We start from the raw sequence: 15,381 nt of genomic DNA on the forward strand, positions 1-15,381 counted from the left end.
TTCCACGGACAAGATTGTACTTTTCATGGCGCAGCCCTCCTGACTGCCACGCCCGTGGCAGACCCGGTCATGTCGTCGTGGCAGGCACAGTCAAGTCCCATCCCCGAGGCTGCGCTAGGGTGCGGTTTTGCCTCTTTGCACAGGTACATCCGACATGAGCATTTCCCTTCTGCCCTCCGTCCAGGCGTTCCTCCAGCGTGATCACGGCCTGTTCATCGACGGCCGCGCCCAGCCCGCCGCCGGCGGGCGCAAACTGGACGTCATCGATCCGGCCAGCGGCGAAGTCATCAGCCGCGTTGGCGAGGCCAGCACGGCGGATATCGATGCCGCGGTGGCCTCGGCGCGCAAAGGCTTCGCCCAGTGGTCCGCAGCGGCGCCCGCGGTACGCGGCGCAGTGCTGCTGAAACTGGCCGACCTGCTGGAACGCAACCGCGAGGAACTGGCGCAGATCGAAACCCTGCAATCAGGCAAGCTCATCCAGATCTCGCGCAATTTCGAGGTCGACCAAGCCGCGCACTTCCTGCGCTACTACGCCGGCTGGGCAACCAAGATCAGCGGCGAAACCATCACCCCGTCGCTGCCCTCGTTCAACGGCGAGAAATACACCGCCTTCACCCTGCGCGAGCCGGTCGGCGTGGTGGTAGGCATCGTGCCGTGGAACTTCTCGACCATGATCGCCATCTGGAAACTGGCCTCGGCGCTGGTCACCGGTTGCAGCGTGGTGATCAAGCCCAGCGAGTTCACCCCGCTGACCATCCTGCGCATCGCCGAGCTGGCGCTCGAAGCCGGGCTGCCGGCCGGCGCGCTGAACGTGGTCACCGGTGCCGGCGGCGTGGGCAAGGCGCTGATCGAGCATCCGCACACCGACAAGGTTTCCTTCACCGGCTCGGTGCCCACCGGCCTGGCCGTGGGCCAGACGGCCATGGCCGCCAACCTGACCCGCGCGACCCTGGAACTGGGCGGCAAGAACGCCGCCGGCTTCCTGCCGGACGTGGACGTGGAAAAAGCGGTCAATGGCATCATCGAGGCGGGCTTCCTGCACTCCGGGCAGATCTGCGCGGCGGCCGAGCGCTTCTATGTGCACCGCTCGCAGATCCACACCATCACCCAACGCCTCTGCGAGCGCCTGAGCCAATTGAAGATCGGCTCGCCGCTGGACGAAAGCGCCGAGTTCGGCCCGGTCACCAACAAGCAGCATCAGGCCAAGCTGGGCCAGTTGTTCGCCAAGGCACGGGCGGAAAACTGCAGCATCCTGCATGGCGGCCAGTTGATCGACGGCCCGGGCTGCTACGTCGAGCCGACCGTGATCCTGGCCAACTCGGCCAAGGACAGCCTGATGACCGAGGAAACCTTCGGGCCGGTGGCGACCTTCCTGCCCTATGACACCGAGGAAGAGCTGGTCGAACTGATGAACGACAGCCCCTATGGTCTCAGCGCCAGCCTGTGGACCAACGACCTGGGCAAGGCCATGCGCCTGATTCCGCAGATCCAGGCGGGGACGCTGTGGGTGAACATGCACACCCTGCTCGATCCGGCGGTGCCGTTTGGCGGGATCAAGGCCTCGGGTGTGGGCCGGGAATTTGGCGGGGCGTTCATAGAGGATTACACCGAGCTGAAATCGGTGATGATCCGCTACTGATTTCGTCAGTGCACCGCTAACCCTGTGGGAGCGGGTTCACCCGCGATTCGGTAGTGAATTCACCATCGCAATCGCGGGTAAACCCGCTCCCACAGGGTTTTGCAGGGCCCGCGAAATCCCGTTCCAACGCAAAATCCGTAATAAAGCCTTAGAATCCCCAGCTCCCCTCCCCTCCAGGTTGCCCTATGGACATCGAGCTGGCCCGGACCTTCCTTGAAATCGTGCGCAGCGGCAGCCTGGTCGCTGCCGCCGAGCGCCTGCATGTCACCCAGACGGCCATCAGCGCCCGGGTGCAGAAGCTCGAACAGCAACTCGACAGCCAGTTGTTCATTCGCAGCCGCACCGGCGCCAGCCTGACGCCCAACGGCGAGGCCTTCGTGCCCTACGCCAAGCAGTTGCTGCACACCTGGGAAGCGGCTCGGCGCGATCTGCCGCTGACCGACAACTCCCTTCAGGTGCTGCGCATCGGCGGCGAAGTCAGCCTGTGCAACCCGCTGATGCTCGACTGGGTCAGCGTGCTTCATGAACGGATGCCGCACCACGCGATCCGCAGCGAAGTCGGCGCCAGCGACAGCCTGCTGGACAAACTGGAAGCCGGCACCCTCGACGCTGCGTTGGTCTACCAGCCGATCTACAGCCCCGGCCTGCAGGTGGAACAACTGCTGGAGGAAAAACTGATCCGCATCCAGCTCAAGCGCAAACCCGAGCCTTACGTCTACATCGACTGGGGCGACGCCTTCCGCCGCCTGCACGACGAGGCCCTGCCCGACTGCATGCGCCCGGACATCAGCTTCAACCTCGGGCCGCTGGCCTTGCAGTTCATCCTCGAACACGGCGGCAGCGGTTATTTCCGCACGCGGGTGGTGCAGAGCTATCTGGACCGCGGGGTGCTGGAACGCGTGCCGCAGGCGCCGGAATTCCCCTATCCGACCTGGCTGGTGTACCCGCGGGAACGGGATTCGCAGGTGCTGCAGCAGGCCTTCGACCTGCTGCGCGAGGTGGTGGCGCGCGACAGCGACTGGTCGCAACGCTGGGACCCGCTGATCTAGGCGGCCTTGGCCAGCCGGTCCTGAGCCAGCAGGTGTTGGCTGAGGGCGGCGATCAGGTCGGTCTGGGTCACCACACCGACCACTTTCCCGCCTTCCAGCACCGGCAGGCAGTGCAAGCCGCGGTCGCACAGCAGCGGGATCAGCTCCACCGCCTGATGATCGCTGTCCACGGTGATCACCGGCTCGCTCATGATCTGCTCCAGCGTCACCGCCTTGCCGCGACCGAACAGCCCGCGCCAGCTGAACCTGGCCTGGGCCATGGCCGGGCCGACCAGGTCACTGAGGCTGACGATGCCCACCAGCTTGCCGGACTCGTCCAGCACCGGAAGATTCTTCAAGTGATGGGCGGACAACTGCTTCCACGCCTGCTGCAAGGTGGTCTGCGGGCTGGCGAACTGCACGTCGCGGGACATCACCCTGGCCGCCGTGAGGCCACCGAGGCTGCGCTGCACGGCGTGACGTTCGGTAGCGAGGATGATCCGCTCCAGCTCGGGGCGAGTCACATCGACGAACCCGCCCAGTTCCTCCAGGGCATCGTCCAGGTCGCGGCTGCTGATCCCGACGCGCTCGCTGGCCGGCTGGTCGGCGGTGGCATGGGCGGCTTTGCGTGGCGCGCCGATCTTCGGGTAAAGCACGCCAGTGAGGCGGTTGTAGCCGATGGCCACGGCCAGCACGATCAGAGCGTTGAGCATCACCGGCTCGATCACCCGCACACCCATGGCCGCCAGCGACGGATCGGCCAGGGCCAGGCTCACCGCCAGCGCCGCCCCCGGCGGGTGCAGGCAGCGCAGCAGGCACATCAACAGGATCACCAGCAACAGGGCGGCACTGGCGACGAACAGGCCCGGGCCGAACCAGTGGTGCAGGCTGATGCCTACCGCTGCCGCACAGACGTAGCTGGCGAGCAGCGGCCAGGGCTGTGACAGCGCGCCGGAATGCACGGCGAACAGCAGCACGGTGGACGCCGCCAGCGGCGCCATCAGGTGCAGCGCCGCAGCCGAACCGAACAGGTAGCTGCACGCACTCCCCGCTGCTACCAATGCCAGCAAGGCACCGATCGCGGCACGGAACCATTCTTGGGGGGGGATATGCAAAGCAGCCGGAATGAAGCGATCGAACCAGTGACCAAGACCACGACTAGACATGTGACGACCAGGCACCTTCTTGAAGAAAAGAAGCCCGCCCAACCTGGGCGGACTTGTATCGCGAGGGGCAATACGCAATGGGCTCCTTCCGTGGAGATGGAAAGATTGCCTGGCAGTCTGAAGAAAACCGGCCCGTTGCTCCAATTCAAAAAAGTGCTGTTTTAGTGCAATTATTTTGCAGTGTCGCATTTTGGTGCTAGCTCAGAGCACCTTGACCGCCCGCCCGATGAACTGGATCGGACCGCTTGGCTTGCCCGTCGGCGAGCCCGCCGGGCCCTCCAGGGTCAATTCGAAGAGCTGGTTGTTTTCCAGCGGCGGCAGGCTCTCCAGCGGCACCTCGACGCGCTCGCCCGGCTTGATCAGGCCCAGCGAAACCGGACCGCTCCAGCCGTCGGCCTTGGTCCAGAATTGCAGGGTCTTGCCCGCCGGTACCTCGGCCATGCCCAGCGGGATCAGCTGGGCGCTGCGCGGGCTGCTTGCCTGCACGACCCAGCCAGGGGCCTGGTCCTGCGGGGCGACCAGCACCACCAGGTAGGTCGGTACCGGTGCAGGCGCTTCACGCCACAGTACAACCGCCATGAACAGGCTGGCCGCCAGCCCTGCTGCGGTGGTCCAGCGCCAGGGCGTAGCACGCTGCCACCAGCGCGAAGGGGTCGCTATGGCCGCCGCAGGCGAGAGGCCATCAAGGCTGCGCTCGATCCTTTGCCATAGATAATCCGAAGGCATTTGCGCCGGTGCCAATTCCTGCAGCGGCTGCAGGCGGCGCTCCCAGGCATCCACCGCCGCGCGCAACGCCGGATCGTGTTGCAGACGCCGGGCCAGCGCCTGGCGCTGTTCGGACGGCAGCGTACCCAGCACGTATTCGGCGGCCTGGGCATCCAGATCGTGGTCCTTACCGTCGCCGCTTGTCATCCCATGCACTCGCGCAAGGCAGCCAGGCTGCGTTTGACCCAGGCTTTCACCGTCCCCAGCGGACTATCGAGCTTGTGCGCGATCTCGGCGTGGGAGTAGCCATCGACATAGGCGTGAACCAGGCATGCCCGGCGTAGTGGCTCCAGTTGGTCCAGGCACTGGTTCAGGCGAGCACCGTGCAACAGCCCGTCGAGCTCGCCGGTAGTGGTGAGTGCGGGCTCGCTCCGTTCGTCCAGCTCCACGTCCCGTTCCTGGCTGCGCAGGAAATCCAGCGCCAGGTGCCGGGTGATGCTGAACATCCAGCCACGCCCGCTGCCCCGCGCCGGGTCGAAGGTGGCGGCGCGGGTCCAGATACGGATGAACGCGTCGTGCACCACGTCCTCTGCCAGTGCGGTGTCCTTGACCAATCGCCGGGCCACGCCGAGCAGGCGCGGGCCCTCGACGTCGTACAGGCGTCGCAGGGCCTGGCGGTCGCCGCGGGCGCAGGCCGCCAGGTGGTCTTCGTAGTCGAACGCAGGTGCGGATAAGGTCACAGGATCTCGCCGTGGCTGGGGACTGGCTGAAAGCAGCGTAGACCAGCCCCCGGGCTGGCAGTGGCGATTTAGCGGGCGGTCCAGAAAATATAATCCGCCTGGTAGCTCACCACCTCGCGCTTGCCCTTGTCGGCCGTGGTGCAGGCGCTGCCCGGCGCGACCCCGCCCTTGAGCGCCGTGCGCTGGATGTAGGTCACGCCGCTCATGGCGCCCTTGCCTTCGGCCGGATTGGCCTTGACCAGTTGGTACGGCAGGTTGCCAGGGCTCGAAGGCGCTACCGCCAGTTGCGTGCCCGTGACCCTGGAACCGTCCTTGGCCTGCCAGGTCGCGGGTGGACCGAAGTAATCGCCTATGGCCTTGCCGCTACGGTCGTTGAGCACCGCTTTCGGCCCGACGAAGACCCATTCGGTCTGCCCCGGCATATTCGCCTTGTCGCGGCACTCGTAGGTGATTTCACCGACGCCCGTGGTCTCCAGGGCGACCTTGTGTCCGTCGGGCACCTTGATGCTGTCGGGCAGCGTGCTGCTGGCGTGGGCCAGGGCGCTGGCCAACAGGGCGGCAACGACCAGTTCGAAGCGGTATTTGACGTTCATGGACATGACTCCAGTCAGGGGATCGGTTCGGCAGCGCGATGGCTGCTGTCTGGACTACCTGGCTGGAGCGGAAATGGATGCAGGCCGCTGAAAATAAATCCGCAGCAGCCTGGGGGAGCGCTTACAGCCCCAGTTCTTCCGGGGTCAGCATGTCCGATTCGAAGGCGATCCAGCCGTATTCCAGCTCGGCGTGGCCGTTGAGGATCTCGCCGTAGTAGGTCAGGCCGTTGTCCAGGGTGACGCAGATATGGGTAGGGTTTTCCGGGGCGGCCAGGGTGCCGTTGAAGTGGACTTTCTTCAGCTTTTCCGACACCGCCTCCAGGGAAACCTGCACACCGGTATTTTCGGTGGCTTCGACGTCATCGCGCTGCTCGGCGCTGATGGTGACGGTGGAGGTGTATTTCTGCATGCTCGGCGGCTCCGGAATGGACGGACGGGAAAAGTCGCACAGGATAAGCCAGGCCGCCGCTAAAAGCCCGCCCGGCCATCATGAAAACGAGCACCCGGGGCCGCGCGCTGGTATCGTGCCCGGCTGAATCCGCACGACCGCAAAGGAGATGACCTTGAGTGCCGAAGCGAAAATGACCGGTGACCTGTTCGAAGTCGACAAGCGCCTGAGCCTGAAGCCCGTGGTGGACTTCAACACCTACCTGAGCAATGCCTTCGGCGACGGCCGTTGTGCCTGCGCGCGCTGCAAGGACAGCGCCAACGACGAAAGCGCCTATGCCTTCGCCCACAGTTTCGAATTCAACGGGATTCCCTTGCATCGGCGCTTCGCCGTGACAACGGCGGCGGACGTGCTGGGCGGTCTGAAGAAGGCCTGGCTGTCCTACAACAAGGAAGAGATGCCGATGACCGGAAGCCTGGACCTGGAAGCGGTCAAGGCCTTTGTCGAGCCGAGCCTGCATGTGCGGGTGAAGCCACTGTTGCTGGCCAGTGGGCTGGTGAAGGAGCAGGCCGACGGGGGCCTGCAATTGATGGCTGACGGGGATTTTGTGTAAGCCTTGAGGGCCTCATCGCCGGCAACGCCGGCTCCCACATTGTGGGAGCCGGCGTTGCCGGCGATTGCGGGCTACGCCACTACCCGATAACACGGCACATAGGCCGCCCCACCCGGCAATTTCATCCGGTGCTGTTCGACGAACGCCTGCAGCAGCTTGTCCAGCGGCCCCATGATCTCGGGATCGCCATGGATCTCGTACGGCCCGTGTTCCTCGATCAGCCGGATGCCCTTGTCCTTGACGTTCCCCGCCACGATCCCGGAAAACGCGCGGCGCAGGTTGGCCGCCAGTTCATGGGGCGGCAGCGACCGGCTCAGCTGCAGTGCCGCCATGTTGGCGTGGGTGGGATCGAACGGCCGCTGGAAGCTCTCCTCGATCTTCAGCAACCAGTTGAAATGGAAGGCGTCGTTGCGCTCGCGACGGAACTGCTTGACCTCCTTCAGCGCCTCGGTCATCACCCGCGCCACCTCTACCGGATCGTCGATGATGATCTGGTACAGGCCCTGCGCCGCCTCGCCAAGGGTGGCCCCGATGAAGGCATGCAGTTGCTGCAAGTAAGGCGCGGCACTGCGCGGGCCGCTGAGGATTACCGGGAAGCGCAGCTCGCGGTTCTCCGGGTGCATCAGGATGCCCAGCAGGTAGAGGAATTCCTCCGCGGTGCCGGCGCCGCCGGGGAAGATGATGATGCCGTGGCCGACACGGACGAAGGCTTCCAGGCGCTTCTCGATGTCCGGCAGGATCACCAGTTCGTTGACGATCGGGTTCGGCGCCTCGGCGGCGATGATTCCCGGTTCGGTGAGCCCCAGGTAGCGGCCGCTGCTCATGCGCTGCTTGGCATGGGCGATGGTGGCGCCCTTCATCGGCCCCTTCATCACGCCCGGGCCGCAGCCGGTGCAGATATCCAGCTTGCGCAGGCCCAGTTCGTGGCCGACCTTCTTGGTGTACTGGTATTCCTCGCTGCTGATGGAGTGGCCGCCCCAGCACACCACCAGCTTGGGATCGACGCCCGAACGCAGGGTCCGCGCGTTGCGCAGGAGCTGGAACACGTAGTCGGTGATGCCCTGGGAGCTGTCCAGGTCGATCTTCAGGCGGTCGAGCTCGCTTTCGGTGTAGACGATGTCGCGCAGGGCGCTGAAGAGCATTTCCCGGGTACTGGCGATCATTTCGCCATCGACGAAGGCGTCGGCCGGGGCATTGAGCAGTTCCAGGCGCACGCCACGGTCCTGCTGATGGAAACGGACCTCGAAGTCCTTGTAGGCATCGAGGATGGTCTTGGCATTGTCGACATGGGCGCCGGTGTTGAGGATGGCCAGGGCGCACTGGCGGAAAAGGGTATACATGCTGCCCGAGCCGGCCTGGCTCAATTGCTGGACTTCACGTTGGGAAAGCGTCTCCAGGCTACCTTTTGGGGCGACCGAAGCATTGATTACCTGTCTTTGGGTCATTCTGGATTCCATGCTGTTCGGTGCCTGCGAACGACTGTGGCACCGCTGTTGTGAACACCGCACGCGCGGGTCTCGCACCTGTTTGTAACAGGTGCCCCGGCATGAGGCAAACGCCGCCGGGGTTCACTGAGTATGGACGCTTGCGCGGACTTGTCGTTCCCTCCTCAGGCCTTGTGCCTGACACCTCGGACAATCATCCCGTAGCAGGCCAGGCAGCCCAGCCCCGCCAGCGCCAGGGTCAGGCACATCGGCCGCGGCGTGCCGTCCGCCAGGGCGCTCACCAGCGCGGAAAACAACGCGCCCAGGGCGAACTGGCAGGCCACCGCCAGCCCGGCCGCAGCCCCGGCCTGGCGCGGGTACAAGGCCAGCAGGCTGGCTACGCAATTGGCACCGAGCAACCCGGTGACGCTGACATAGACCACCACCAGGGCCACCACCAGCGCCAGCCCGCCCCAGCCGGTCAGGCCTGCCGCCAGTAATCCGAGGGCTGACGCCCCGGCAAGGCCCGCGCCCACCGCCAGCATGCGCAACGGCCCCCGACGGCTCACCAGGCGGGCGTTGACCAGGGTCATGAGGATGATCCCGGCGATGTTCAGGCCGAACAGCCAGGCGTAGCTGCGCGGCGACACGCCGAAGTACTCCATGTAGACAAAGGGCGACGCGGTGATGAAAGCGAACATGCCGGCGAAGGCCAGGCCCATGCACAGGATGTAGCCCAGCGCCAACGGTTGCGTGGCGATATGCCAATAGGCCAGGAATACCGTGCCCAGGCTTTCGCCGCGCTGATCGGGCGCGTGGGTTTCGGCAAGCTTCCAGGTGGCGGCAACCAGGCAGGTCGCGCCGAACAGCAGCAGCCCGAGGAATACCGTGCGCCAGCTACCCAGATCCATCAGCACGCTACCCAGCAGCGGTGCGACCAGGGTGGCAAGCATGGTCACCAGGTGCATCAGCGACAGCACCTTCGCCGCTTCGGCCAGGGCGAACAGGTCGCGCACGATGGCCCGCGCCAGCACCGAGGCCGCGGCCCCGCCCAGGGCCTGGAAGAAGCGCCAGGCGACAAGCTGCTCCACCGAGCCGGCGAACAGGCAACCCAGGGTCGCCACCAGGTACAGGCCGATGCCACCGAGCAACAGAGGACGCCGGCCATAGCGGTCGGACAGCGGGCCGTAGACCAGCATGCCCAGGCACAGGCCGACCAGGAACAGGCTGATGGTCAGTTGTACGCTGCCAGCGCTGGCCTGCAGGTCCCTGGCGATCAGCGGCAGGCTGGGCAGGTAGGTATCGATGGACAGCGGCGCGAAGGCCACCAGGGCAGCGAGCAGGACGATCAGCCGCGCTGGATTGGAGTTACGAATCATTGGGGCTCCGCATGCAAGTCATGGCGTTAATGGATTCAGGTAAACAGCGAGGTTCCTGGCTTCGCGGGCTAAAAGATAACATGTTAACAATGTAACGATGACCCATGTCCGCCGAAGCGGGCCGGCCAGCTACGAGGCGCGAAAGAAGCCCATGGAAATCCGGCCCCGACACACCCCCCGCGAGTGTGTTTTAATGCGTCGCCCATTTTTTCTTCTGAACACCAAGGCGGCTATGGACACGGGGACACGACTCAGACTGGTGCGTGAACGCAACAAGCTCTCCCAACGGGAACTGGCCCGACGCAGTGGCCTGACCAACTCGACGATCTCGCAGATCGAGCAGAACCGCGTCAGCCCCTCGGTCAGTTCCCTGAAGAAACTGCTCGAAGGGATTCCCATGTCCCTGGCGGAGTTCTTCAGCTTCGACGAGCCACCGCGGGAAGAACGCTTCGTCTTCCGCGCCGCCGAACAGCCCGACCTGGGCCGCAGCGGCATGCGCATGCTGCTGGTCGGCGCCAGCGTCGAAGGCCGGCAGATGCGCATGCTGCGCGAGCTGTACGCCCCCGGCGCGGATTCCGGCGAAGAGCCGATCGTCCATGCCGAAGGCGAGGAATGCGGCCTGGTGACCCGTGGCACCATCGAACTGCGGGTCGATGGCCAGGTGAGCATCCTTAACTCCGGTGACGGCTACTACTTCCCCACCACCCTGCCCCACAGCTTCAAGAACATCGGCCAGGACGAGGCCGAGATCATCAGCGCCAACACCCCGGCGAACTTCTGATGAAACGGCGGCCCTGGAGGCCGCCGTTCTCGTTCACATCCACCCGAGCCAGTGCCACCAGGTAGCGGCGAACACCAGCATCAGCAGGTAACCGACCAGGGTCACGACAATCCCGACCTTGGCGAACTGGCGTGCGTTGAAGGTTTCGGTGCCCAGGCAGACCATGTTCTGCGGCGCATTGATGGGCAGGATGAAGCCGTAACTGACCACGAAGCCGAGGACCATGGTCATGCCCAGGCGGTTGAAGTCGCCCGGCAGCGTCTGCAAGACCGCAATCAGGATCGGCAACAGCGCCGAGGTCAGCGCGGTAGCGCTGGCAAAGCCCAGGTGGATCAGGATCAGGAAGGCGCCGAGGATCGCGAATACCCCCAGCGTACCCAACTGGTCCAGCCCGGTATGGGCGACCACCTGCGCGCCCAGCCACTGCCCGGCCTGGGTGGTGAGCAGGGTGGTGCCGAGGCTGATGCCAACCCCGAAGACGATTACCGTGCCCCAGGGAATACGTGCCTGCACGTCCTTCCAGGTCATCACGCCGACTCGCGGCAGCAACAGCAGGACCAGCCCGACATAGGTGGTCGAGGTGGTGTCGAACCCGTGCAGCTTGCCTTCGGTGGCCCAGGCCAGCAGCAGGGCCAGGGACACGCCGAGCAGACGTTTCTGCGCGGTGCTCATCGGCCCCAGCGCCGCCAGTTGCGCAGACACCGCTGCCTTGCCCCCGGGAATGCTGTCGGTCTCCGGCGGCAGCATCTTCAGCACCACGACGATCAGCAGCGCCGACATCAGCACCGCCCACGGCGCGCCAGCGATCAGCCAGTCGATCCACGACACCCGGGCACCGAGCATCTTGTCCATGAAACCCACGGTCAGCAGGTTCTGCGCGGCGGCGGTCTGGATACCGATGTTCCAGATGCTGGTGCCCTGGGCGACGATGATCATGATGCCGGCGGCGATGTTCGAGCGCTTGTCCACGCCGAATGCGGCGATCACCCCCATCATGATCGGCACCACGCACGCACTGCGCGCCGTGGCGCTGGGCACTACCAGGCTCAGCAATACCGTGACCACCACCGCGCCCAGGAGGATGCGCCGGGTGCTGACGCCGACGCGGTCCAGGGTGACCAGCGCGATACGCCGGTCCAGGCCGGTGTGGGTCATGGCGGCGGCGAGGAACAGCGCGCCGACCACCAGTGCCAGGGCGGTATTGGAAAAACCGGTGAGGGCCATGCCCACTGCGGCGGACGAGCCATAGCTGACGCTCGGGTCAGCCAGGGTCGGCGCGGTTCCCAGGAGAAACGCCAGCAGCGAGGTAATCATGATCGCACTGGCTTCGTAGGACACCGCCTCGGTGATCCAGATGACCACCGCGAAGGCGAGGATCGCCAGGACCCTGTGCCCGGCCACCGGCAGATCGCTCGGCAACGGCAGCAGCAGGACGCCGATCAACGCGGCGATGCCCACCCACAGGCCGATGGGTAACCCCAGCCTGTGGGTAGCGGTTGTGGACGACGTATTCATGGCCTGCCTCGCTGGCTTGGAAAATGTTGGCAAGCGCTCTACCGCGAGGCCTGCACCCTTCCATCAATCATCCCCGCGCCGTTGCGCGGGGAAAATGACATCGATCAACCCCTGCCGGATTAGCCCATCGCGGATTTTGTAGGACAACCCGGCAATAACTACATAAGCAGGAAATCAATTTTGTAGTGATAAGAAAAAATCACTACAAACCCGTTGACGCCGTTTATCGGGCTCTTGCATGATGGGCCCGTCTCCCCGATCGGGAGCGCTGGCAAGGGTGTTCCAGACGATCCGAGCGGTATCCGGGTTGTCCGTGGAGTGGGACTGTCCAAAAGGCAGAGTGAAGAAAGCCCCTGTTGCGATGCTGCTGTAGCAGCCTTGGTAGATGCGCTACATGAAGCGCGAGTCTGAACGAATCAACCACTGAAGGGTTATGGGGGCTTTAATGATGAATCTGAACGAACAACCGACCATCCAGGAACTGGCCAAGCTGTTCGCTGCGCGCAAAGACACGCTCGACAGCCATATCCTGTGGATCTGCGAAGCCGGTGAAGTGCATATCGACAGCCTGTCGCCCTGCACCACCGAAGATGAATTCGAACAGCGCAAGCCCGGCATGCGAGCGCGGATGAAGATGTACCGCCGTGGCCAGGGCTACGTCGGCAAGAAAGCGGCCGCCGATACCCAGTTCGTCGGTCGCGTGCTGGAAACCCTGCAACAGGAGTGGCCAGCGCTGCGTGAAGGCCAGGGCGTGCGGGTCATCGACCGCCTTAGCTGAGTCTTCCGTTCGCTTGAGCCCGGCCCGCAAGGCCGGGCTTTTTAATGCGCGAAGAAAAGGCCGGTGGGTCACACCGGCCTTTTACCCAAGGTTTTGGTCATGCGCGGCGCAACAGCGCCAGCGGTTCTTCAGGCTGCAACCCGGCGACCATCGCCCGGGCCCGATCCACACCCCAGACCAGCGCCCGGCTCATGCTCTCCCCCGGCCTGGACGGATGATATTCCTCCAGCAGCGCCTTGCCGTGGCGGGCGTACACGCCGAGGAACAGCTGGGTCGCGCCGGTGCGCGAGAGCCGGACCTGGACGTCGATGCTGATCCCGTCGTTGAGCACTTCATCATGGCTGCGGCTATGCAGCATCGCATCCGCCCATTCCCAGTATTTTTCTTCCCTGATACGCATTGCTTTCCTCCACTGGAATAGCGCATTGACGGCACATAGTAAGGCATAGATCGCCATCACTCTCCAGCGCCGCAGGGCGGCGCAATGAGCGAAGTCAAACAAAGCTGCATGAATTGGCCGGAATCGCGTACCCGTCGGTACTTTCACCAATCGGGCAATACTCCGGCCGCAGCGTCAGCGCTTGGGCAATGCTGCGGGAAGGAAGCGGCGACTTTCCATGCGCGCCGGCATCCTCGACTTGAAGGTGGCCTGGGCATCGTCCAGGGTCATATGGGCAAAGCCCAGGCGAAACGCTGACTGGCCACAACGCACCACGGCATTGATCGGGAATTCGTCGCCGAGGTCTTCGAGAAATTGATCCTTCATGTTCCTGCTCCCCTCTGAAAGCGACCGATACCGATCCTCCAGCGGAGAACCTGAAAATATCGATCTCAACCTTCAAAAGACTAGCCGGACATTTAGCGACCAACCGGTCAGCATGCCGATCCCCGACCAATGGCACCTCAGGCCTGGGCGGTCCTCAATGCTTCCCGCAGACGCGGGCCGAATACGTTGATCAACAACCCCAGCATCACCAGCAGGCCGCCCCAGCACTGGATCGCACTGAGACGCTCGTCCAGCAACAAGGCCGACGAAGTCAGCCCTACCACCGGAACCAGAAGCGAAAAGGGTGCCACTTTCCCCGCCGGGTAGCGCGACAGCAGGCGACTCCACAGGCCGTAGCCGAGCATGGTGGCAATAACCGCCAGGTACACCAGCGACAAAATCGAACTCAAGCCGATATTGCGCAGCGACGATTCGATCAGTTCAGGGCCTTCCAGGTACCACGACAGGCCCAGGAACGGCAGCGGCGGAACCAGGCCGCCCCAGATCACCAGGGCCATCAGGTCGATGTTGCCGAAACGCCGGGTAATGATATTGCCCATGGCCCAGCACGCACCGCCGCACAGGGTCAGGAGCAACGCCAGCAAGGGCACGTGGCTGTCGTTCTCGCTGCCGATCAGCGCCAGGCCACCCGCCGCGACCAGCAGGCCGCACACACTCGCGGCGCGCAGGCGCTCACCGAGGAACAGCGCAGCGAAGAGCATGGTGAAGAAGGCCTGGGACTGCAGCACCAACGACGCCAGCCCCGGCGGCATGCCGTTGTGCATGGCCTCGAAGAGAAAGGCGAACTGGCCCAGGGAAATGGTCGAGCCATAGGCGATCAACCAGCGCCAGGGCAACTGCGGACGACGGATGAAAAACACCGCCGGGAACGCCACCAGGATAAACCGCAGCGCGCCCAGCAACATCGGCGGCAGCCCGTCCAGACCGACCTTGATCACCACGAAATTCAGGCCCCAGGCAACGATCACCACCAGCGCCAGCAACAAATCCTTGAGCGGCATTCTTCCCCCATCGCACGCGTAATAATTTGAAACATCATATCGTCATTACGCTGGCGGGTGACACTGCAAGGTCTGCGGCGCGGTTGATTGTGTGGGAGGCCGCCCAGCCTTTCAGGCTGTTCTGTCGCGCAGAGAACAGTTCCAAAGCACGACGCGTACCCTGTGGGAGCGGGCTCACCCGCGATTGCGGTAGTGAAGTCACCATAGCAATCGCGGGTGAACCCGCTCCCACAAGGTCCCTGCAAATCAAAGAGTCATGTTTTGCTCTATGGGAACCGGCTCAGGCATGCACACTCCACTGCACCACATCCACGCCGATCACCGAATCGTCCACCGCCTGGATCAAGCCGCAGCGCATCGCCTCTTCGGGCGTGACGATCCGCGGATGGGCCATCAGGTAGCGCGGAATATCCAGCACCTCTTCCGCGCCCCGGGTGCGTTCCTCGACGATCTGCGCGTACAGCTGCAGGTCGTAATCCAGGCTCATCGCGTATTCAGCCATCCGCGCATGGTCCACCGAACCGTGCAGGGTCCAGTGGAAGGGGTGGAACAGGAATTTGCTCAGGGCACAGGCCGTACGCCGCTCGCCGGCCAGGAACAGGATGTTGCCCATCGACTCCACCGTGCCGAGATTGTGGGTATGCACCGGTACCGGCAGCGCCCGGAGGAAGTTGTACAGGCTGAAGCCGTAGCTGCATTCCCCGCCCATGGTGGCGATATTCAGCTGGATACACTCGGCGCCCTGCTGCAGGGCCCGCGAGCAGGTGGTGATGAGGTTGCCGCAGGTGGACGCATTGATCGGTCCGGTGAAATGGATGATATGACTGGCCATGGTCACCTCGTG

Annotated in this window: 17 protein-coding genes; 5 read left to right on the forward strand and 12 right to left on the reverse strand. The window is 64.3% G+C overall.

Annotated features, from left to right (window positions below; genetic code table 11):
- Window positions 1-154 precede the first annotated feature (154 nt).
- Window positions 155-1,639, forward strand: a complete 1,485-nt coding sequence (locus ACPFMA_RS18195) for an aldehyde dehydrogenase family protein (RefSeq protein ID WP_425928406.1) — start codon at window positions 155-157, stop codon at window positions 1,637-1,639.
- 185 nt (window positions 1,640-1,824) lie between these two features.
- Window positions 1,825-2,688, forward strand: coding sequence for a LysR family transcriptional regulator (locus ACPFMA_RS18200; protein WP_425928407.1), 864 nt, complete (start codon window positions 1,825-1,827; stop codon window positions 2,686-2,688).
- On the opposite strand, the gene ACPFMA_RS18205 is transcribed toward ACPFMA_RS18200, so the two are convergent.
- From ACPFMA_RS18205 to ACPFMA_RS18225, 5 genes are all read right to left on the reverse strand, one after another.
- The gene (locus ACPFMA_RS18205) at window positions 2,685-3,833 is read right to left on the reverse strand and encodes an HPP family protein (protein ID WP_425928408.1); all 1,149 of its coding nucleotides are present in this window, start codon (window positions 3,831-3,833) and stop codon (window positions 2,685-2,687) included. The two genes, ACPFMA_RS18200 and ACPFMA_RS18205, sit on opposite strands and share 4 nt — an antisense overlap.
- Window positions 3,834-4,034: 201 nt before the next feature.
- Entirely contained in the window at window positions 4,035-4,745 is a 711-nt protein-coding gene (locus tag ACPFMA_RS18210; protein ID WP_425928409.1) for an anti-sigma factor, read from the reverse strand.
- Entirely contained in the window at window positions 4,742-5,278 is a 537-nt protein-coding gene (locus ACPFMA_RS18215) for a sigma-70 family RNA polymerase sigma factor (protein WP_420056702.1), read from the reverse strand. Before ACPFMA_RS18215 ends, ACPFMA_RS18210 begins: the two co-directional genes overlap by 4 nt.
- A 68-nt stretch (window positions 5,279-5,346) precedes the next feature.
- Entirely contained in the window at window positions 5,347-5,871 is a 525-nt protein-coding gene (locus tag ACPFMA_RS18220) for a DUF3455 domain-containing protein (RefSeq protein WP_425928410.1), read from the reverse strand.
- Window positions 5,872-5,992: 121 nt separating this feature from the next.
- Window positions 5,993-6,280: a hypothetical protein gene (locus ACPFMA_RS18225; RefSeq protein ID WP_064303765.1), complete on the reverse strand. Its 288-nt coding sequence runs from the start codon at window positions 6,278-6,280 to the stop codon at window positions 5,993-5,995.
- Window positions 6,281-6,434: 154 nt separating this feature from the next.
- Between ACPFMA_RS18225 and ACPFMA_RS18230 the strand changes: the two genes are divergently transcribed.
- Window positions 6,435-6,872, forward strand: a complete 438-nt coding sequence (locus tag ACPFMA_RS18230; RefSeq protein WP_009408865.1) for a hypothetical protein — start codon at window positions 6,435-6,437, stop codon at window positions 6,870-6,872.
- Window positions 6,873-6,943: 71 nt separating this feature from the next.
- Here ACPFMA_RS18230 and ppnN read toward each other — a convergent pair whose 3' ends face one another.
- Window positions 6,944-8,317, reverse strand: a complete 1,374-nt coding sequence (gene ppnN, locus ACPFMA_RS18235; RefSeq protein ID WP_064303766.1) for a nucleotide 5'-monophosphate nucleosidase PpnN — start codon at window positions 8,315-8,317, stop codon at window positions 6,944-6,946.
- A 164-nt stretch (window positions 8,318-8,481) separates the two neighbouring features.
- A complete protein-coding gene (locus tag ACPFMA_RS18240) occupies window positions 8,482-9,675 on the reverse strand; it encodes a Bcr/CflA family multidrug efflux MFS transporter (RefSeq protein WP_420056704.1) in 1,194 nt (397 codons plus the stop codon).
- 232 nt (window positions 9,676-9,907) lie between these two features.
- Here ACPFMA_RS18240 and ACPFMA_RS18245 point away from each other — a divergent pair, with 232 nt between their 5' ends.
- Complete coding sequence (locus tag ACPFMA_RS18245; RefSeq protein ID WP_009408871.1) at window positions 9,908-10,456, forward strand: cupin domain-containing protein; 549 nt, start codon at window positions 9,908-9,910, stop codon at window positions 10,454-10,456.
- A 33-nt stretch (window positions 10,457-10,489) separates the two neighbouring features.
- Here ACPFMA_RS18245 and ACPFMA_RS18250 read toward each other — a convergent pair whose 3' ends face one another.
- On the reverse strand, window positions 10,490-11,971 hold the full coding sequence (locus ACPFMA_RS18250) for a DASS family sodium-coupled anion symporter (RefSeq protein ID WP_425928411.1): 1,482 nt from the start codon (window positions 11,969-11,971) through the stop codon (window positions 10,490-10,492).
- Between the two features lie 445 nt (window positions 11,972-12,416).
- Here ACPFMA_RS18250 and ACPFMA_RS18255 point away from each other — a divergent pair, with 445 nt between their 5' ends.
- The gene (locus tag ACPFMA_RS18255) at window positions 12,417-12,749 is read left to right on the forward strand and encodes a hypothetical protein (protein ID WP_009408875.1); all 333 of its coding nucleotides are present in this window, start codon (window positions 12,417-12,419) and stop codon (window positions 12,747-12,749) included.
- A 97-nt stretch (window positions 12,750-12,846) separates the two neighbouring features.
- Here ACPFMA_RS18255 and ACPFMA_RS18260 read toward each other — a convergent pair whose 3' ends face one another.
- From ACPFMA_RS18260 to ACPFMA_RS18275, 4 genes are all read right to left on the reverse strand, one after another.
- A complete protein-coding gene (locus ACPFMA_RS18260; protein ID WP_420056706.1) occupies window positions 12,847-13,149 on the reverse strand; it encodes a hypothetical protein in 303 nt (100 codons plus the stop codon).
- 174 nt (window positions 13,150-13,323) lie between these two features.
- Entirely contained in the window at window positions 13,324-13,515 is a 192-nt protein-coding gene (locus ACPFMA_RS18265) for a hypothetical protein (RefSeq protein WP_009408879.1), read from the reverse strand.
- Window positions 13,516-13,652: 137 nt separating this feature from the next.
- Window positions 13,653-14,537, reverse strand: a complete 885-nt coding sequence (locus tag ACPFMA_RS18270) for an EamA family transporter (protein WP_064303770.1) — start codon at window positions 14,535-14,537, stop codon at window positions 13,653-13,655.
- A gap of 280 nt (window positions 14,538-14,817) precedes the next feature.
- Window positions 14,818-15,369, reverse strand: a complete 552-nt coding sequence (locus ACPFMA_RS18275) for an ATP-dependent Clp protease proteolytic subunit (protein WP_064303771.1) — start codon at window positions 15,367-15,369, stop codon at window positions 14,818-14,820.
- Between the last annotated feature and the right edge of the window lie 12 nt (window positions 15,370-15,381).

Origin of the sequence: Pseudomonas sp. NyZ201 (assembly GCF_049860765.1) — a bacterium.
Classification (GTDB): Bacteria; Pseudomonadota; Gammaproteobacteria; order Pseudomonadales; family Pseudomonadaceae; genus Aquipseudomonas; species Aquipseudomonas bharatica.